Here is an 18,639-nt window from a genome sequence, read left to right as displayed (position 1 = left end):
TACGGGAGAGAAATTGATGTAACAGTTAACTGCGTTCAATTGTTTTGTGGCATGTTAAACTTAAGCAATTTTAATCATTATTTATAAATAAGAACGATGAGTTGGCCATGAACCTTGGAGTTTCCGAAGTTGTATAATTTGTCCTGTATGATAAGCATCGTGCAAAAGGATATTCATATATTGTTGCCAAACAGGTAGAGAAGGAATCGGTTGATCCAGCTCTGCTTCTTGAAGAGATGTTAATGAAGATTGTAAGGCATCATGTACTTGAAGCGTTCGCTTTACTGTTTGTTGCCAAGTATACTTTTTTAATTCTTTTTTAATAAACATCTTTTGTATTCTTAACTTTAGTAATTGCAAAAATAAACATACGCTTTCTACATTATTTTTCTCCATGTAATACATTCTCCTTTCTCTTCAATATGCCTGCCTTATAGTAGAACAAGAATATGAACTGCAACGTATAAAAGAGCTAAAAAAGGAACCTCCATTATTAATAAGGTATTTAACAATCGGCGTTTTAATGGAGTATGGATTAAAAAGATTATAATAGTCTTTAGTTTTCAGTAATTGTAATATAATTCTAAAAATATAGAAGGTATTATTCGATAGTTATAGAATTCAATATATAGCAAATAAGGAGGGGATCAAATGGAAGTCTTTCATGTAACGAGTAGAAAGAGGGAAACGTACCATATTCAAATGAAGTATTCGATACTTTTCGAATGTGCACTTGGTATTGCGGCAATTACTCATAAAAGGTTAATAGACACACTTGAAAAATCCCAAAGCGAATGGGAAGAAATTAGACAATCATTAACAGAAGAAATGAGGGAGCACTTACAGTTTGTAGAAGAGCATAATACGTGGAAAGCGCTGCTTCAGTTGTTGTATGAAGGAGATTTTCAAAATCTATCACAGTTTATTGCGAATATCGATTCGCTTTCAGAAGAAGATTTAAAGTATATATGTTTACCCTTTGTAGGAGAGAAGTATGAAGAAAAAAGACGTTTAGCAGGAAATGGAGACGTAACTGCAATACAAAAATTAAAGGAACTGACACAGGATCATCAGTTTTTCTCTACGTATATTAGCTTTATATGTAATAGTGATATACAAGAACTAAAGGACCATTTAATCGCCGTTATGACAGGATGGTATGAGAGCGTTATTAAAAAAGAGGAAGAGCAATTACTTTCTATATTAGAGCGAGACTATGAAGCAAAGAATGAAATGAATAAAAAGATGAAACCGGAAGAGTTTGTCGAGTGGGCGACTGGCGGCGTTAACTATATGCCAGAGCCAAGTGTTCATTACGTACTTCTTATCCCACAACTGACGTACAGGCCGTGGAATATAGAAGCTGATATTGAAGATACGAAAGTGTTTCATTATCCTGTCGCAAATGAAAGTATACATCCAGAAGATCCGTATGAGCCGAATTATTTTTTAGTTCAAAAACATAAAGCACTTGGGGATGAAGCGAGATTACGAATTGTAAAAATGTTGTTTGAAAAAGAACGTACATTGCAGGAAATTACGGAAAGACTGCAACTTGGTAAATCGACAGTGCATCATCATTTAAAATTATTACGTTCGGCTAAGTTAGTTGATATACATGACGGAAAATATGTATTGAGAAAAAAAGCAGTGCAGTCGTTAGCGAAAGAATTAGATGTATTTTTAAATAGATAATATACAACGAGAATGTACATAAAGGGAGGAATTAAATAGAAAAGTTGGTGAGCTATAGTGAAGAGTGTATTGAAAAATCGTTCATTCTTTTTTATGTGGATTGGTAGCGCAATTTCGGAATTAGGCGGAGCTTTCGGGACGTTGTGTAATTCAATTCTTGTTTATGAGTTAACGGGATCAAAAACAGCATTAAGTAGTATGTGGTTATTATATTTTATCCCATCTCTCATACTGCAACTAATAAGCGGACCATTTATTGATAAATGGAGCCGAAAGTGGATTATGATTTTTTCGCAATGGATGCGGGCATCTGTTTTCTTACTACCTTTAGTCATGGTAGTTACTAGTAATATAGAAGTTTGGCACGTGTATGTCGTTCAAATTATAATTGGGCTCATTACACCGCTTTATACACCTGCAAGTCAAGCAATTACACCGAACATTGTAAGTAAAGAGAATCTTCAAGAGGCAAATGCGTATATTGATGGGATGACTCGTCTTATGATGTTTCTTGCGCCAGTATTAGGTGGCATCGTTATTAAATTCATTGGAATCAAATTAACTATATTGCTCGTATGTATGTGTCTATTTATAAGTGGGGGATTGTTACTTTTCATAAAGGAGGAAAGGGTAAAACAAGAACTGAGAAAAACGTGGCTAGAACAGTTTCTTCACGGTTTTACATACTTTTTCACAAAACCAATCATCGTTTGGCTCGGTATATTTCTTACTTTCGTACAATTTGGAGTAGGGGTAACGATGGTCACAAACCTTCCTTATATAAAAGACGAGCTGTCAGCGGGATATGCGGAGTACGGTTACTTTTTGGCAGGATTTCCGCTTGGCTATGTAGTTGGATCTATACTAGTCGGAAAAGTAACATATAAAAGCCGGCGTATACTTATGCTTGGTGGATTGTTTATAGGAGGGCTCACATACATTTCGCTAGGGTTCAATCATAGTATAATAATTGCGGTAATAACTGAAGTGATTGCAGGTGTTTGCATCGCATTTTTCAATGTTCATAACACGACAATATGCCAACAAACTGTCCCGAACAATATGATAGGAAAAGTATTTTCAGTTCGACTATTTTTCATACGATCCGCTATGCCGTTAGGTGTGTTAGTAGGAGGCATACTAAGTGAAATGTGGGGAGTTAGAGCACTATACTTTATCATCGGTGCGATTATATGTGTCACTTCTTTAATAGGAATATTACTCCCATATTTTAAATTTTTAGATGAGGCAGTTGAAGAGAAAACAGCATAATTCAAAAGATTTAAAACTTTATAATTGAAAATAATTATCATAATCAACTATAATAGAAGAATACTAGTATTCGAATTACAAAGAGGGAGTGGGATATATGTTTATCGAAACGAAAACATTTACTGTAAAAGAAGGTACATCAAATATAGTTGTAGAACGTTTCACTGGAGAAGGTATAATTGAAAAATTTGAAGGCTTCATTGACTTAAGTGTTCTTGTGAAAAAAGTAAGACGCGGCGATGAAGAAGTTGTCGTTATGATTCGCTGGGAATCTGAAGAGGCATGGAAAAACTGGGAAACGAGTGAAGAACATTTAGCTGGACATAGAGCGGGCCGTGGTAAACCAAAACCAGATCATATCATTAACGTTGAACACGGTGTTTATTATGTGAAATCATCGAAAGCGGCTTATCAGCAGTCGTAAAATATAAGCAGAGGATACATGTTGTAGAAATTAACTTGTATCCTCTTTTTTAGTACTGGAGGGATGTAAGTGATAGAAAACCTTTCATTTATTACATATGAAAAACATAAAGAAATAGTGGAAATAATTTTAAACGAATGTTTATCTATAGAAAAAGTAACCGGATTTATGCTCATCGGTTCTGTCGCAAGAGGTGATGCATATCCTGATTCGGATTTAGACTTATATATTCTTTTAGAAGACGGACAAAAGAAGCGATTTTATTCTGAAATGAGAGAAGATATTTTAGTTGAATATAAGTATGCTGATTTTAATCAAATACAAGTAAACTTTAAAAATAATCAGATGGAACTATATTCATTTTTAGAAGGGAAAATTTTGTTTGATAAAAGCGGTGAATTGAAAGAATTAAAGGCAATAGCAAAACAAAAATTTGAAAACTATCGAGTTGCTAGTGATAAAGTAAAGGGCATTTCTCATTGGTTACATAGTTCGCTAATTAAAATTAAGACTGCTCTGAAAGCAAAAGATGAGTTAAAAGCATCATATATAGTTCAAACATCAACTTGGACATTGTTAGAGGGAATATGGGCTATTAATAACAAGCCAGTACCTTCAGCTGGATCTGTTTTGAAGTATATTGAAACATTATCCAAAGTACCAACTCACTTTGAAGATTTTATAAATAAACTGTTTTTAGGTGACACGACAGAGCGAATCTCTTCAGCAGTTTTCTTAATTGAGTGGAGTTTAATTCATTTGGAGAATAAACAATAGAATACGATTGTTAAATTTTATTGGTAAATAGATATTCCGTTTCGAATCGTTCGTATAATTTCATTCACTGTATCTTAAAAGTTGCATTGAAAAAACGTTCTAGACGATAGAAAAAAGTATTAAACTATTAAAAAATGAACACTTGAATACAACCTTAAACATTCGGGTGTTATTAATATGGGTCAAAATACTTCTGTATAGCCCCTGTTTAAAAGGAGATGAGTGAATGAAGTTGAATCATTTGAATTTATGTGTTGATGATTTATTAGAAGCGAGACATTTCTTTGAAACTTTTTTTGATTTTCAATTTTTGGAGCAAAAAGGAAAGGCACTTGTAGTGATGAGCGATGAGAGTGGATTTATACTTGTATTAAGTGATCCAAAAGCATTCAAGGGGAATAAGGACGTTACGTATCCAGAAGCTTTTCATATTGGTTTTTTAGTGGAAACTACAAATGAAGTTGATAAATCATATAATCGTTTAGTAGCTGGGGGCATTGAAATAGACAAGGCACCTTATGTGATGAGAGGTAGTAGTTATGGTTTTTATTTTACAATGTTTAATGGATTGTTAATTGAAGTATCGTGCCTTGACTATAAAGATGGTAAGAAAGTTCGATAGCAATAAGAGAAATTGTTTTGAAGATGTGAATATAGCCCCTTATCCAGTTTGGAAAGGGGCTTGAGCATTTTATTTGTATGATAAGTGAACATCAAAATGTTTATAAACTAGAGGGTATTCCTCTTAAACTAAATATTATAGATTTGAAATAAAGTTTCATAACAAGGTCTATTTTGCAAAGGAATTGCTTATGCATAAAATACCAATAATGTATACTGATACTAGAAAATTTAGAGAATTAAGCAGGTTTCCCATATGGTGCAGTACGAAACCATTATAAGTAGTACAGTGAAATAAATAGGAGGTTTTCATTATGACAGCTTCATTTAAAGCTATGGCGTTCCAGTTGAAAACGGAACGACTTGACCTGAATATGTGGGAGGAATCCGATGCAGTCTGGCTTAGAGAACTAATTGGTGAACGTGGAGTGGAAATGCCAACCGTTGAATCTGTTCGTAACGATCTTATTGAGAAGCGCAAGAAAGCAACCGAAAATGGCATATCCCTTCTCACGATTCGTAGACGAGACGAAGGCGATTTCATCGGATACTGTGGCTTAATTATCGGTCGTTCCACGCTTGAAGAGCCGGAGATTGCATATGAGTTGTTCCGCAGTGCTCATCGCATGGGTTATGCGACAGAGGCGGCATCAGCAGTACTGGAGGCTGCGATTGCTACGGGTCGCAAAAGACTTTGGTCAACTGTAGGTGCTTGGAATACGGCGTCCTTCCGGGTATTAGAAAAGATAGGATTTAAGCGGCATCACAGTACGTTTGGTGAACGAGGTGAGATTGTTTGGAACGTACGCGATCTGTAGAAATCGGATTAGATTCGGAACAATTAAAAATGTAAAAGAAAGCCCATATGTTAGATATGGGCTTTTCCTAATAGTAAATATTGATTTTGTATATATTTAAGTGTAATAGTCTATCTTTTATCTTAGTTTTTTACATCATCATATAATTCCAGCGCCTCTTTCACATTCAATCCGTTCTTCACAATACCATGAATCGCTTGAATCATCGCAGCGGGGTGTTCGGATTGCCATATGTTTCGGCCCATGTCTACTCCAATTGCACCTTCTTGCAGTGCATTGTACGTAATGTTTAATGCGTCTTCGATTGAATCTAGTTTCGGTCCACCGGCGATGACGACTGGGGCAGGGCATGTGCTCGTTATTTTTTCGAATCCTTCACAGTAGTACGTTTTAATAATGTCAGCACCCATTTCAACACATACGCGGGAAGCGAGTGCGAGGAAGCGTGCCTCTCGTTTTTGTAGTTCTTTTGCGACCGCGGTAATGCCGAGAACTGGTAATCCGTAATCATGAGCTTCTGAAACTACGTTTGCGAGATTTGAAACCGTTTGTGTTTCATAGTCTGATCCAACAAAGACAGAAACGCCGACGCCAATTGCGTTTTGTTTTACTGCTTCTTTCACAGGTGTAACAATAGTTTCGTTCGCTAAATCTTTACCGACGACAGTAGCTCCGCCAGATACACGCATAACCATCGGTGTGCTGCAGTTTTCAGGAATACAAGAGCTAAGTACACCTCGCGTTAAAAAAAGGGAATCTGTATAAGGAAGTAAGTTTTTAACTGTTTCTAATGGTTGTTCTAGTCCGTGAATCGGTCCTAAAAAATAGCCATGGTCGATCGCTAACATAACCGCTCTTCCATCAGGTAAAATTGTATTTAATCGATTTTTAAATCCCCAAGTCATTCGAAATCACTCCTTCGTTAATGTTGGATTTTCCGTTTGTACAGTATCTTTATTTGGTAAATGTGGTGACTTTATAAAAACAGCTTTAAAAGGTTTGTCAGAATGGTTAATAAGATAATGAGATTCATGAGGACGAACTTGTAAGACATCACCTTGTTTAATTGGAACTCTTTCATTATTTACATAGAAGTCTATTTCTCCTTCTAATGCATAAAAGACTTCCTCGCATGTTGTATGGTAATGATTTTGAAACTCTTGCCCAGGCTGAATGACAACAAGGCCAAGATCAATATTTGGACCTTGTATTAAATATTTCGGCCCGTTATCACCGAAGCGATAGGAGAAATCATTTTCATTCGCTTTTCGCATACATTTCACTCCTTTATGTAATGTGTTACAGTGCACCTGGTGCGATCCACATATGTGATGTAAGTCCTATATCAGCTAAAGTGAGCTGACTGTCATACACAGTTTTCCAAGTTTCATAGAACGCCTTATATAGTTCGTGATTTTCAGTAACTGGTTCGAATGTGTTTTCCCACTGTACAAACTGTTCGGCAGTCTCTCCTATAGATGAATATATGCCAACACCAACACCAGCAGCAATCGCAGTTCCTAAAGCAGCTGCTTCTTTCACAACAGGTACTTTAACAGGAATTCCGAGTACGTCTGAAAGAATTTGTGGCCAAAGTTTTCCTTTAGCGGCGCCGCCAGCAAAAATAACTTCAGAAGGGAACGTACCAGTTAGATTTTCTATTAATTTTAAGTTACCAAGTGTAACGAAGGCGGCATTTTCTTCGATAGCGCGGAACATTTCTTTTTTTCCACATTTGTCAGCATCTAAGCTTAAATTTAAAAAAGAAGGTGCGGCATGACGCCAAGAAATGTAGTTCATGACGTTTGAAAAAGTAGGGATAATGCCATGTGAACCGACCGGTACGTCTTTCGCTTGTTCTTCTAACAATTCATAAGCATCTACACCGAGTTTTTCTGCAAGTTTCTTTTCTTCTTGGCAAAAGGCATCTCGAAACCAGCGCATAACGAGACCTGGGAAAAAGGCAATCGTTTCATATTGCCATAGGTTTGGAACGACGTGGCAATTTACGCGAATCGCAGCATGCGGATCTGTTATTGGTTTAGTAATATTCACTTCTTGTTGCCAAAAGCTGCCCCCGCATATTAATGTTTGATTAGGCTTCACGACTCCAGTTCCGAGTGATGCCATTTGAGCATCTCCGCCCCCGGCGACTACAGGAATTCCTTCGCGTAAACCAGTTAATGCTGCACACTCTTTTGTAACATTACCAATCACGGTGCCAGCTTCATTTACTTTTGGTGAAAACGGTAAAGTTATCCCGCACTCTTTAGCGACATCGTTATCCCAAGTTCTATTGTGTAAATCAAAAATTCCGGATGTACAACCGTTTGAAGGGTCGATTTGCAGTACGCCGCTTAATTTATATAAAATCCAATCATTTAACATCGTAAAAGAATGAATATTGCTATAGACTTCAGGTTCATGTTTTTTAATCCAAAGTAGGCGAGGTAAAGCACCTAATGAAAAAGTTTGACCAGACTTTGTATATAAATCTTTTTCAAGATGTGACCGAATTTCTTTTAGTTCACTAACTTCAGCGGATGCGCGCCCATCAACATTTGCACAAGCCCATATTTCTTGCCCATCTTTATCATATAAAACAAAACCTTCTCGCATACTAGTAGCGCTAATAGCTTGAATAGAAGAAGGAGAGGTATTACTTTTTTGTAGAACTTCTTTCGTGCACTGTTGTACTAGCTCCCAGTTTTCAATTACATCAAAATTCATAGAGCCTGGGTAAAGAGGGTCGGTTTTATGAACCCATTCTTTTTGACTGACCGCAATTTGATTACCGAGTAAATCAAAAAGTACAGCTCGAATACTTCCCGTACCAGCATCAAAAGCTAATAAAGTAGACATTAACAATCACCATCCTTTCGTAATAAGGAGAGGGCTGTTTCCTCATCTGTAATTAATGTATGAATGAACTTTCCTTTTAAGGCACCATAAATTGCATCTATCTTTTCTGTACCTCCAGCAACACCAATGACATGTTTCATATTGCGAAGAATAGAGAGCGGCGTACCAATAAGACGATTGTGATGTGGAAGCTCCAATAAATCGCCATTCGTATTATAAAACTGTCCTAAAATATCGCCAGTACCGTTTTGGCTACGAATATATGTCATTTCACGTAGTGTTAATTTTTCTTCTCTCACAATGGTAGCATCTTGAGATAACCCTCCAATACCGACAACTGCCGTTTGTGCAAGTGAAGCGACATGAAGCATATCTTTCACACTCGGTTCTGATAAAATACTTTTTGCCATTTCAGTAGTAGATGCAAGAAAAGGAGTGGGGATAATATGAAGATCACCTTGCATGTAATGTAAATAATTTTGTTTTCTTGGGAGGTAGTGGTTGACTCCGCCTGTTAGCGTTACGATTGAAAGATTAATAGAACTTTCAAAATGAATGTTTTCTAGCATTTTGCTAATCGTTTCTCCCCAGCCAATACCGAGTAAATCGCCTTGCTGGAGCTGAGTCTCTAAATATTGTGCAGCAGCTTTTCCGAGAGAAGTGGCATAATTGTCTATTGGAGTAGGGATAATGAAAGCATCTTTTAGGTTGAATTTTTTCATTAGGTCACGCTCAATGCTCAAACAGTGTAAACCAGTCCCTTTTACGTGAAAAGTAACGATTCCTTCACTGCGCGCCTTATCTAATAACCGAACCACTTTATTTCTTGAAATGTGAAGAAGTGAAGCGATTTCTTGTTGTGTTAATTGATCTTTATAATAGTACCAAGCGACTTTTGTTAACAAATTTTCTTCAAAGTTCAGCTGTGGCATACTCTTCATCCCTTTCAACAATTGACCAATGCTTAAACATATGTGCCACATATTTTGTTTATTCCAGTTGAAACGATGAAACGTCTGGTGAAAAAAGTGTTCTAGATATGAAAAAAGGAATATACAATGCTACAAAACAAGTAGAACAAATAATCATTTTCTCAAAAAATGTTCTGCATAAAGTGAAACTGTAATTAGTGGGGGTTTTATTCATTCCACTGATTTTCAGCCCGCACCAATCGGGCATGAACGGGTAGTAAATAGCGGGATAAAGGCAGGTGACATCATGTGGAGAACATACCCTTATTACAAGTAAAGAAAATGAGTAAGGCGTTTTCAAATCAACTTGTGCTAAAAGAAGTGAACTTACAAGTAGAGCGTGGAGATATATACGCTTTAGTTGGGGGAAATGGTGCTGGAAAATCAACATTAATGAAAATATTAACGGGGTTATATTCGTATGATAGTGGAGAAATGTATGTAAAAGGAAAGAGGCAACAATTTTCAAATCCGTCAGAAGCACATCGAGAACGTATGTATTTAATACCACAAGAACCACTCATTTTTCCGCATATGACTATTGAAGAAAATATATGTATTGGGCTAAACAGAAAGAAAAAGGAACTGAAAGTAAAGATTCAGCAATTAATGGACAGTTTAGGTTGGGATATTGCCCTTTATGAGCTAGGAGCATCGTTATCCATTGCGCAGCAACAATTAGTAGAAATCGTTAGGGGATTAATACGAGAAGCCGAGATTCTTATTTTAGATGAGCCAACATCGACATTAACAACTCACGAAATGAAGAGTCTTTTTGTGTTGATGAAAAGTTTACAAGAAAAAGGAATTGGGATGATATACATTACGCATCGTTTTCCAGAAATCTTTGAAATTGCTAATAAAGTAGCGATATTACGTGATGGAATGATTATAAGCCAAGGGGATGTATGTGACTATACTTATGACATGCTGATGGAGGGACTATTGCCAAAAGGATATAAACAGGAAGAAAAAAGAGAAGTAGTTCAAGAGATAGAAAGGACGAAAAAAATATTAGAAGTAACGAATGTAACTGGCCACGCATTTTCAAATACATCATTCGCTGTACACGCTGGAGAAATTGTAGGTATTGCTGGCATCGTTGGATCAGGTAGAACTGAATTAGCAGAAGCGATATTTGGATTGAAATCTATAAAAACAGGGACTATTTTATTAGAAGGAAAATCTATTGATACATTTTCTTTGCATAAAAGGCTAGGCGAAGGACTCGTTTATGTGCCAGAGGATAGAGCGAGGAATGGGATTTTCTCAATCGCATCTGTTACAGAAAATATTACAGCAGCATGTTTACAGCAAAATAATCGTTTTTTTATTAGCCGAGAAAAAGAAAGCGCTTTAGCGAAGTCGTATATAGACCAGTTTCGAATTGTTGTGCCAAACATGAATGAAGAACTGGCATCTTTATCAGGAGGTAATCAGCAAAAAGTCGTGCTTGCGAAATATTTAGCATGTAACCCAAAAATTATTATTCTCGATGAACCGACGCGCGGAATTGATGCAAAAGCAAGACTTGAAGTGTATGAGGCGATAGAAAAAATGAAAGGGGAAGGACTCGCCATATTAATGATTTCTTCAGATATTGAGGAAATTGTCCAATTTTCTAACCGTGTATATGTAATGCGAAATGGTCAATTTGTTTCTCATTTAGAGAAAGAACAAATGAGTGTAGGTGAAGTTACACGTCTTGCATATGGGGGTGTAACGGAATGAAACGCATGTATAAAATGCACGAAACGTCTATCATACTGTTACTACTTATGTATATAGCCATTGTCGGAATGATAAATCCTAGTTTTGTTCAGTTTAACTCGTTATCTTTAATGATGAAATCAAGCGTTATTTTAGTCGTTCTAGCAATTGGCCAATCTTTCGTCTTATTTACGAAAAATATAGACGTATCAGTTGGCTCGATTATGGGATTAAGCGCAGCGGTTTGCGGAATGTTGTTAACGAACGGGTATAGTGCATTCTTTTCAATTATTGCTACTATGATACTTGGCACTATTATCGGTTTCTTAAACGGGATTGGCGTTGCGAAGTTTCGGGTACCAGCCATTATTATGACATTAGGCATGCTAGGAATTATTAGAGGTGCAATGTTAATCTTCACAGGCGGGAAGTGGATTGAAGATATTCCAAACGATTTTAAGCAGCTGTCATCTATTGTCATACTTGGTCTACCGATAACTGTATGGATTGTTCTTATTATTTTACTACTACTCTATTTCTTTTTAATGAAAGTGCCGTACGGAAGATACTTTTATGCGGTAGGTGATAATGAAAATGGTGCAAGACTCATTGGGATACCTGTTAATAAAGTGAAGATAAATGCGTTTATTATATCGAGCTTAAGTGCGGCACTTGCTGGTTGCATTTTTGTTATGAATATCGGGTTCGTTCCAAATCAAACAGGTACAGGAATAGAACTACAGGTTATCGCAGCTGCTGTGCTAGGAGGAATTCATTTAAAAGGGGGAACAGGTTCTATATTTGGGGCCGCATTAGGTGCATTATTTTTAGAAGCAATAAGCAGTTCACTCGTCTTTTTAAAAATACCAGCATTTTGGAATAATGCTATTTCAGGATTTTTACTATTACTTATTATTATATTAGATAGTGTAATGAAAAAGTGGAGAGCAGAAAGGAGGATGAATATATGAAGCATGTTTACAGATGGGAAGGTGTTCTAATCGTATTCCTTCTTATAGAATTCATTCTCTTTAGTTTTCTAAATAGTGATTTCTTCAACGTTAGTAATCTCCTTTTTAGTACAAATGATTTCCTATTTATCGCAATCGCGGCGATACCAATGACTTTCGTTATTGTAACAGGTGGAATTGATGTATCGGTCGGCTCAATAATGGGGCTCACTTCGATTTTGATTGGTGTACTTTGGATGAGCGGAATACCTATTTTGTTTGCTGTCATAATCGCCCTAATAATAAGTTGCTTAGCGGGCGCTTTAAACGGAATCATTATAAAAATGACAGGTGTAGAACCACTTGTCGTTACACTCGGAACGATGTTTTTATACGGAGGAATTGCACTCGTCATTTCAGGAGGTGCGGGCGCTTCTGGATACGAAGGAATAAGTGGTTTACCTGATGCGTATGTGCAACTGGCAAATGGTAGTTTAGTAGGAATACCTAATCTATTATGGATCCTAATCGTATTAACTGTTTTATGCACTGTATTGTTTCATCGTACCATATATGGGCGCCACGTAAAATTAACAGGCGCAAACGAAAATGCAGCGAAATACACCGGAATCAAAACGGAGAAAGTAGTCATCATCGCTTATATAATTTCTGGGTTAGGAGGTGGATTAGGGGGAGCTTTCTTAACTGCATATTTTGGTTCCGCACGTGCTGATATGGGAAGTGAAACGATTTTACCGATCATTACAGCAGTCGTATTAGGCGGGACACTTATTACAGGGGGAAAAGGAAGTATTATCGGTACTGTACTAGCGAGTGTATTTATAGGACTAATGCAGTATGGCTTGCAAATGACAGGCTTAACTAATGAACAATCCAATGTAGTGATTGGTATTATCCTTATTCTTTCAGTTATTATGAGACATTTCAAAGTACATCCATTCTTAGCGGGAAAAAGAAGGAATTTGCATAAGGGGGAAATGTCATGAAGAGAAAACTGGGGATTGTTATTATTGTATGTATTTGTTTAATCGGTTTAATTGCTTGCTCTAGTCAAACAGCAGATAAGAAAAAGGCTGATGATGTAAAATTTGCATTCATCCCGAAATTAACTGGAGTTGGTTTCTTCACATCAGGTGGTGAAGGCGCGAAAGAGATGGGGGATAAGCTAGGTGTACAAGTAAAATATGATGGACCGTCTGAAGCGAGTGTATCAGGACAAGTGAAATATATAAATAATTTTATTAACCAAAACTATGATGCATTAATGGTTTCTTCTACGTCGGTGGACGGCCTATCACAATCACTGCAACGTGCTAAGAAAAAAGGGATGACAGTGTTAACGTGGGATTCTGATGTGAATCCGAAAGATCGTTCTTTTTATATAAGTCAAGGAACACCAGATCAACTTGCTAATGTATTGATTGAAATGACTTCAAAGCAAATTGGAGATAAAGGAAAAGTAGCATTCTTTTATTCAAGTCCAACTGTAACGGATCAAAACCAATGGGTAACGAAGGCGAAAGAAATAATTAAAAAGAAATATCCGAACTGGGAAATTGTAACGACTCAGTATGGTGAAAATAATGCGCAAAAGTCTTTGTCAGTAGGGGAGAACATATTAAAAACGTATCCTGATATAAACGCAGTCATTTGTCCAGATGCAACAGCACTTCCAGCAATGGCACAAGCAGCAGAAAATTTAAAAATGGATAAAAAAGTAGTTGTAACTGGATTTTCTACGCCGAACGTTATGCGTGATTATGTAAAACGAGGAACAGTACAACAATTTGGATTATGGGATGTAAAACAGCAAGGGGCTCTCGCAACATATGTAGCAAATGAAATTGTTGTAAAAGGGAAGAAGTTAAAAGTAGGGGATAGCTTCGAAGTAAAAGGTATCGGAAAAGTGAAAGTAGAGCCTAACTCCATACAAGGATATGACTATGAGGCAGAAGGAAACGGAATTATCGTATTACCAGAGCGAGTTGTCTTTACGAAAGATAATATTGATAAGTATAATTTTTAAAGAAGAAAAAACGTCCGAATATATCGGACGTTTTTATTATGTCATTTTGTGAATGTATTCATTAATTATGAACAGTTTCTTTTTCGTTTAATCCAAGTGTACGTCCAGTTGAAGTGTGTAAATCTTGGAATAGTCTTGGATTTTCAGTAAGAGAAATGCCATAAGAAGGAATCATTTCTTTTATTTTTTCTTCCCATCCTAATATACGATCAGGGAAACATTTTTCTAATACTTCAAGCATGACGTGAACGGCAGTAGAAGCACCTGGTGAAGCACCTAGTAATGCAGCGATTGATCCGTCAGCTGCACTTACAACTTCTGTACCGAATTGAAGTGTGCCTTTACCGCCAGCATCAGTATCTTTAATTACTTGTACACGTTGCCCAGCAACTACAATATCCCAATCTTCACTTTTTGCGTTCGGAATGAATTCGCGTAATTCTTCCATACGTTTTTCATGTGATAACATAACTTGTTGAATTAAGTATTTTGTTAGTCCCATTTCTTTTACACCAGCAGCTAACATCGTTAAGACGTTATTCGGTTTTACAGAACCGATTAAGTCAAGATTTGAACCAGTTTTTAAGAATTTAGGTGAGAACCCTGCGAACGGTCCGAACAGTAAAGCTTTTTTATTATCTATATATCTCGTATCTAGATGAGGTACAGACATTGGTGGAGCACCAACTTTAGCTTTACCGTATACTTTTGCATGATGTTGCTCAATTACTTTTTGATTTTTACATACCATAAATAGTCCACTTACTGGGAATCCACCGATATGTTTTGATTCAGGAATACCTGTCTTTTGTAGTAGAGGTAGGCTACCGCCACCGCCACCGATAAAGACAAATTTTGCAGTATGATGCTCAATTTTACCACTATTCATATCGTGTACTTTTACTTCCCACAAACCATTTTTCGTGCGTTTAATATTTTCGACACTATGTTTGTAGTTTAGCTCGACATTTTTCGTTTGTAAGTAATCAAACAACATACGTGTTAATGCACCGAAGTTAACATCTGTTCCAGAGTCAATCTTCGTTGCAGCCATCGGTTCATTAGATGTACGACCTTCCATAATGAGAGGAAGCCATTTTTTTAATGTTTCAGGAGCATCAGAAAACTCCATTCCTTGAAACAGTGGATTTTTTGAAAGCGCTTCAAAACGATTTTTTAGAAACTCTACATTTTTTTCCCCTTCTACTAAACTCATATGAGGAAGTGGCATAATAAAATCTTGTGGATTACGAATTAATTTGCTTTTTACAAGATATGCCCAAAATTGTCTTGAAAGCTGGAATTGCTCATTCACTTTTACAGCCTTACTAATATCTATAGATCCGTCAGATTTTTCGGAAGTATAGTTCAGTTCGCATAGCGCAGAATGCCCTGTACCTGCATTATTCCATTCGTTAGAGCTTTCTTCCCCGGCACTTGCGAGTTTTTCAAAAACTTTAATTTCCCATTCAGGTGCTAATTCTTTTAGTAATGAGCCTAACGTTGCACTCATAATTCCTGCACCAATTAAGATAACGTCTGTTTTTTGCTGCATGTTGCTCATGATAATCTCTCCATCCCCTATATTGGCAAAAAAGAGTAGGTGTTTTCTATGTCTAAGCCGTAAAAGAGAAACACCGCCTAGGCCCCACCTAGGTGTATACCTTTTTTGTCTCAATTATATAACCATCTCATACTCTATTATAATAATTAATAGACTAAAATATCTAGTGTTATCTGATAATTTTAAACTATTTAACGTTTTATTTGCCAAAATTCTTATTTAACAAGCATTTTTCAGTTAATGAATAGAAAAAAATTACAGTTTGAAATTATCTCGAAAAAGCTTACGTATCCTTAAGTGACTAAATCGAGTACCTTTTTATGGGATTTTTCTCTCAGTAATGGTAAGATTATTCTGAAAAATGAAAAGGAGGGACTTTAATGCGTACAAAAGAGCAAATTTCAAACTTATTTCGAAACTTTTCAATAAAGGAATGTAAAGGGTCAAGTGATTTATATGAATATTTATCAATGAAAATTGCTGAAGATGAGGAAGTACTTACACTATCGTCCTATGCTCAGGTAGATCAACCAGTCCCAAACTTATTATTAGGTGCAGTACATTATTTATTGTTAGCAGGGAAAGAACATCATTTAAAAACGTATTATAGTAGTTTAGTTGAAAATGCCGATACAAATTTAGATAAAGCTTTTAATCATTTTAAAGATTTCTGTAAAGAGTACCGAGAAGAAATCATTACTTTGTTACAAACAAAACTTGTTCAAACGAATGAAGTAAGACGGTGCGCATACTTATACCCAAGTTTCTGCTACATATTTAACAAAGTGAAGAAGCCGTTAGCGTTAATTGAAATTGGGACAAGTTCTGGGTTGCAACTGTTCTGGGACCAATACCGTTATTCGTACGGGACGGATGAAATGTACGGAAATATAAATTCAAATGTGCATGTAACTTCTGAAATAAGAGGGGCGAATGTGCCGCATTTTCTAAAAGAAAGCCCATCTGTCGTAGAAAGAATCGGACTGGACTTACATGTGAATGATTTACATAATGGGGAAGATTATTTATGGTTACGTGCACTCATTTGGCCAGAACATAAAGAAAGGCTTGAAATGTTTGACCAAGCAGCGACGCTTGTAAAAGAAAAATCAGTGCAATTAATTGAAGGGGACGGTGTAGCGCTTCTTCCGGCCATTGTAAATCAAATAAGGGAAGATGCTGTTATTTGTATTTTCCATACACATGTGGCAAACCAAATACCTGAAAATGTAAAACATACGCTAGAAAAACAAATGAAAGAAATTGGTGCAAAACGTGATGTATTCCACCTATATAACAACATGTGGGATCGTGATCTTCATATTGATTATTATATTAACGGAAACGAATATCGTGAAACTGTTGGGGAAACGGAAGGGCATGGGAGATGGTTTAGTTGGAAGCTTGGGGATGAGTCGCTTTGTTAATGTAATTCTATAGGAAGGGGACCTTTTGTTTTAGAATTTAAATCATCTGATTAATATGATAATAATTTATGATAAGTTGTATATAAAGATAAGATAAAAAGGATGATAAGCATGCAAAAGAGACCAGACGCAAATGAATATAATCCGTATTATTCAACGTACATAAATTTAATACCAAATGGAGATATCATACGTATTCTAGAGCAACAAATGAAGGAAACAAATCTTTTATTGAAAGATATTTCTGATAGTGAGGGACATTTTCGATATGCTCCTAATAAATGGAGTATAAAAGAAGTAATCGGTCATATTGTGGATACTGAACGTATTATGGCATATCGATTGCTTTCCATAGCAAGAGGCGAGACAGCAGAACTTCCTGGATATAACGATGATATGTATGTTCTTAGAGCAGCTTTTGATAAGCAATCTATGCAAGATCTTCTTGAGAATTTAACAGTTGTTCGCCAATCTACTGTGCATTTGCTTAAAAGTTTAGATAAAGAAGCCTGGTTACAAAGGGGAATCGCGAACAATTCTGAAGTCACGGTTCTTGCATTAGCAAACATTATCGCTGGTCATGAGCTTCATTATCGTCAAATTATAAAAGAACGTTATTTGGGTTCTAATGCATATCCAACATGTTAAAATAAAAAAATAGTAGTACCTGTAAAAGAAGGAAGAAATGCATACCAAGTGTATATAAACGATAGTATGTTGTCTAAAAAAGAGCTTGAGAAAGTTTTACTTTCGGTGGTGGAATAGTGCGTGGTATGTAGAGACTAAATGAAAAACGGTGAAAGTAATAACTGATTCGTTTTTTATACTCATAATATTATTATGTAAACAAATTTAACGGATGTACATTTGTTAAATGATTCAATATTTTTGATTTTTCTATGGCTGTATCAGTATGATGTTCTTAGGAGGGATCATATGTGTAAACACAAAAGGGTCATAGCGATTTCAGGAAGTATTAGGGAAGGGTCATCCAACACAAACGTATTAAAAACTTTAGCAGCATTTATTCCAGAAGGTATAGATTACACTATTTATAATGGGATAGGGGAACTACCTCATTTTAATCCGGATGTAGATCGAGTTGGAGCACCGATTGTTGTTGAAAAATTTCGAAAGACATTAAGTGAGGCACATGCACTTATTATTTGTACACCAGAGTACGCAAAAAGTATTCCAGGAGTTTTGAAGAATGCATTAGAATGGCTTGTTTCATCAGCGGAACTTTATAAAAAGCCAGTTGCTATTATAACAGCTTCACCGTCGATTGCTGGAGGGGATAAAGCTCATGAATCATTATTACTTACGCTAGGTATGCTAGATACAATTATCGTTCAAAATGGTTCGCTATTAATCCCATCAGTGCGCACTAAATTTAGTGATGATGCAAAGGTAACAGATGAGGATACAAAGGAAGCTCTTATCTCTTTAGTTCAAAGTGTAGTAGACGAGATAAAGAAATAATGATTTAGTTCGTATTAAA

The 18,639-nt window shown here is 36.2% G+C and carries 19 protein-coding genes; 13 read left to right on the top strand and 6 right to left on the bottom strand.

The window, feature by feature from the left end; translation table 11 throughout:
- Positions 1-81: 81 nt before the first annotated feature.
- The gene (locus tag JDS98_RS02600) at positions 82-396 is read right to left on the bottom strand and encodes a serine/threonine protein phosphatase (protein WP_199631912.1); all 315 of its coding nucleotides are present in this window, start codon (positions 394-396) and stop codon (positions 82-84) included.
- A 255-nt stretch (positions 397-651) separates the two neighbouring features.
- Here JDS98_RS02600 and JDS98_RS02595 point away from each other — a divergent pair, with 255 nt between their 5' ends.
- The 6 genes from JDS98_RS02595 (at position 652) to JDS98_RS02570 (ending at position 5,607) form a co-directional block, all read left to right on the top strand.
- Positions 652-1,695, top strand: coding sequence for an ArsR/SmtB family transcription factor (locus JDS98_RS02595; RefSeq protein ID WP_097959410.1), 1,044 nt, complete (start codon positions 652-654; stop codon positions 1,693-1,695).
- Between the two features lie 57 nt (positions 1,696-1,752).
- On the top strand, positions 1,753-2,967 hold the full coding sequence (locus JDS98_RS02590; RefSeq protein WP_097959411.1) for an MFS transporter: 1,215 nt from the start codon (positions 1,753-1,755) through the stop codon (positions 2,965-2,967).
- A gap of 97 nt (positions 2,968-3,064) precedes the next feature.
- Complete coding sequence (gene hmoA / locus JDS98_RS02585) at positions 3,065-3,391, top strand: heme-degrading monooxygenase HmoA (protein WP_000469501.1); 327 nt, start codon at positions 3,065-3,067, stop codon at positions 3,389-3,391.
- 69 nt (positions 3,392-3,460) lie between these two features.
- Positions 3,461-4,168: a nucleotidyltransferase family protein gene (locus tag JDS98_RS02580; RefSeq protein WP_097959412.1), complete on the top strand. Its 708-nt coding sequence runs from the start codon at positions 3,461-3,463 to the stop codon at positions 4,166-4,168.
- Positions 4,169-4,394: 226 nt separating this feature from the next.
- Complete coding sequence (locus tag JDS98_RS02575; RefSeq protein ID WP_000773071.1) at positions 4,395-4,790, top strand: VOC family protein; 396 nt, start codon at positions 4,395-4,397, stop codon at positions 4,788-4,790.
- Positions 4,791-5,103: 313 nt separating this feature from the next.
- On the top strand, positions 5,104-5,607 hold the full coding sequence (locus JDS98_RS02570) for a GNAT family N-acetyltransferase (RefSeq protein WP_087969414.1): 504 nt from the start codon (positions 5,104-5,106) through the stop codon (positions 5,605-5,607).
- Between the two features lie 122 nt (positions 5,608-5,729).
- Here the strand turns inward: JDS98_RS02570 and lsrF are convergent, their stop codons facing one another.
- The 4 genes from lsrF to JDS98_RS02550 are packed head-to-tail and all read right to left on the bottom strand — an operon-like array spanning position 5,730 to position 9,419.
- Positions 5,730-6,512: a 3-hydroxy-5-phosphonooxypentane-2,4-dione thiolase gene (lsrF, locus tag JDS98_RS02565; protein ID WP_000219772.1), complete on the bottom strand. Its 783-nt coding sequence runs from the start codon at positions 6,510-6,512 to the stop codon at positions 5,730-5,732.
- 6 nt (positions 6,513-6,518) lie between these two features.
- Complete coding sequence (locus JDS98_RS02560; protein WP_001224016.1) at positions 6,519-6,881, bottom strand: cupin domain-containing protein; 363 nt, start codon at positions 6,879-6,881, stop codon at positions 6,519-6,521.
- A 25-nt stretch (positions 6,882-6,906) separates the two neighbouring features.
- On the bottom strand, positions 6,907-8,469 hold the full coding sequence (gene lsrK, locus JDS98_RS02555) for an autoinducer-2 kinase (RefSeq protein WP_140158477.1): 1,563 nt from the start codon (positions 8,467-8,469) through the stop codon (positions 6,907-6,909).
- Positions 8,469-9,419 (bottom strand): sugar-binding transcriptional regulator, encoded by a 951-nt coding sequence (locus JDS98_RS02550; protein ID WP_002048403.1) that lies wholly within the window; start codon positions 9,417-9,419, stop codon positions 8,469-8,471. Before JDS98_RS02550 ends, lsrK begins: the two co-directional genes overlap by 1 nt.
- 270 nt (positions 9,420-9,689) lie before the next feature.
- Here JDS98_RS02550 and JDS98_RS02545 point away from each other — a divergent pair, with 270 nt between their 5' ends.
- Genes JDS98_RS02545 through lsrB form a run of 4 tightly spaced genes read left to right on the top strand, consistent with a single transcriptional unit; the run spans position 9,690 to position 14,147 of the window.
- On the top strand, positions 9,690-11,171 hold the full coding sequence (locus tag JDS98_RS02545; RefSeq protein ID WP_106080559.1) for a sugar ABC transporter ATP-binding protein: 1,482 nt from the start codon (positions 9,690-9,692) through the stop codon (positions 11,169-11,171).
- A complete protein-coding gene (locus JDS98_RS02540) occupies positions 11,168-12,121 on the top strand; it encodes an ABC transporter permease subunit (protein ID WP_087969411.1) in 954 nt (317 codons plus the stop codon). The genes JDS98_RS02545 and JDS98_RS02540 overlap by 4 nt, the downstream gene beginning before the upstream one ends.
- Positions 12,118-13,107 (top strand): ABC transporter permease, encoded by a 990-nt coding sequence (locus JDS98_RS02535; protein ID WP_000683486.1) that lies wholly within the window; start codon positions 12,118-12,120, stop codon positions 13,105-13,107. Before JDS98_RS02540 ends, JDS98_RS02535 begins: the two co-directional genes overlap by 4 nt.
- Positions 13,104-14,147: an autoinducer 2 ABC transporter substrate-binding protein LsrB gene (lsrB, locus tag JDS98_RS02530; protein ID WP_000823645.1), complete on the top strand. Its 1,044-nt coding sequence runs from the start codon at positions 13,104-13,106 to the stop codon at positions 14,145-14,147. The genes JDS98_RS02535 and lsrB overlap by 4 nt, the downstream gene beginning before the upstream one ends.
- A 61-nt stretch (positions 14,148-14,208) precedes the next feature.
- Here lsrB and JDS98_RS02525 read toward each other — a convergent pair whose 3' ends face one another.
- Positions 14,209-15,711: a malate:quinone oxidoreductase gene (locus JDS98_RS02525; RefSeq protein ID WP_000069153.1), complete on the bottom strand. Its 1,503-nt coding sequence runs from the start codon at positions 15,709-15,711 to the stop codon at positions 14,209-14,211.
- A 380-nt stretch (positions 15,712-16,091) separates the two neighbouring features.
- Here JDS98_RS02525 and JDS98_RS02520 point away from each other — a divergent pair, with 380 nt between their 5' ends.
- The 3 genes from JDS98_RS02520 to JDS98_RS02510 all read left to right on the top strand — a co-directional run bounded on the left by JDS98_RS02520 (position 16,092) and on the right by JDS98_RS02510 (position 18,620).
- The gene (locus JDS98_RS02520) at positions 16,092-17,138 is read left to right on the top strand and encodes a DUF2332 domain-containing protein (RefSeq protein ID WP_097959414.1); all 1,047 of its coding nucleotides are present in this window, start codon (positions 16,092-16,094) and stop codon (positions 17,136-17,138) included.
- Between the two features lie 111 nt (positions 17,139-17,249).
- On the top strand, positions 17,250-17,786 hold the full coding sequence (locus tag JDS98_RS02515; protein ID WP_098711518.1) for a DinB family protein: 537 nt from the start codon (positions 17,250-17,252) through the stop codon (positions 17,784-17,786).
- 288 nt (positions 17,787-18,074) lie between these two features.
- Positions 18,075-18,620 (top strand): NADPH-dependent FMN reductase, encoded by a 546-nt coding sequence (locus JDS98_RS02510; RefSeq protein WP_098711519.1) that lies wholly within the window; start codon positions 18,075-18,077, stop codon positions 18,618-18,620.
- The last annotated feature ends 19 nt before the right edge of the window (positions 18,621-18,639 follow it).

The sequence above is a fragment of the Bacillus cereus group sp. N11 genome (assembly GCF_016483605.1).
Lineage (GTDB): Bacteria > Bacillota > Bacilli > Bacillales > Bacillaceae_G > Bacillus_A > Bacillus_A toyonensis.
The sequence above is the reverse complement of the archived record's forward strand: the minus strand, read 5'-3'. Positions and strand labels throughout refer to the sequence as shown.

What these genes read in the sequence shown, in the direction of transcription:
- JDS98_RS02595 (WP_097959410.1), top strand. Translation starts at nt 652, where the DNA reads ATGGAAGTCTTTCATGTAACGAGTAGAAAGAGGGAAACGTACCATATT.
- JDS98_RS02510 (WP_098711519.1), top strand. Translation starts at nt 18,075, where the DNA reads ATGTGTAAACACAAAAGGGTCATAGCGATTTCAGGAAGTATTAGGGAA.
- lsrB (WP_000823645.1), top strand. Translation starts at nt 13,104, where the DNA reads ATGAAGAGAAAACTGGGGATTGTTATTATTGTATGTATTTGTTTAATC.
- JDS98_RS02540 (WP_087969411.1), top strand. Translation starts at nt 11,168, where the DNA reads ATGAAACGCATGTATAAAATGCACGAAACGTCTATCATACTGTTACTA.
- JDS98_RS02520 (WP_097959414.1), top strand. Translation starts at nt 16,092, where the DNA reads ATGCGTACAAAAGAGCAAATTTCAAACTTATTTCGAAACTTTTCAATA.
- JDS98_RS02525 (WP_000069153.1), bottom strand. Translation starts at nt 15,711, where the DNA reads ATGAGCAACATGCAGCAAAAAACAGACGTTATCTTAATTGGTGCAGGA.
- lsrK (WP_140158477.1), bottom strand. Translation starts at nt 8,469, where the DNA reads ATGTCTACTTTATTAGCTTTTGATGCTGGTACGGGAAGTATTCGAGCT.
- JDS98_RS02515 (WP_098711518.1), top strand. Translation starts at nt 17,250, where the DNA reads ATGCAAAAGAGACCAGACGCAAATGAATATAATCCGTATTATTCAACG.
- hmoA (WP_000469501.1), top strand. Translation starts at nt 3,065, where the DNA reads ATGTTTATCGAAACGAAAACATTTACTGTAAAAGAAGGTACATCAAAT.
- JDS98_RS02575 (WP_000773071.1), top strand. Translation starts at nt 4,395, where the DNA reads ATGAAGTTGAATCATTTGAATTTATGTGTTGATGATTTATTAGAAGCG.
- JDS98_RS02560 (WP_001224016.1), bottom strand. Translation starts at nt 6,881, where the DNA reads ATGCGAAAAGCGAATGAAAATGATTTCTCCTATCGCTTCGGTGATAAC.
- JDS98_RS02535 (WP_000683486.1), top strand. Translation starts at nt 12,118, where the DNA reads ATGAAGCATGTTTACAGATGGGAAGGTGTTCTAATCGTATTCCTTCTT.
- JDS98_RS02570 (WP_087969414.1), top strand. Translation starts at nt 5,104, where the DNA reads ATGACAGCTTCATTTAAAGCTATGGCGTTCCAGTTGAAAACGGAACGA.
- JDS98_RS02600 (WP_199631912.1), bottom strand. Translation starts at nt 396, where the DNA reads ATGGAGAAAAATAATGTAGAAAGCGTATGTTTATTTTTGCAATTACTA.
- lsrF (WP_000219772.1), bottom strand. Translation starts at nt 6,512, where the DNA reads ATGACTTGGGGATTTAAAAATCGATTAAATACAATTTTACCTGATGGA.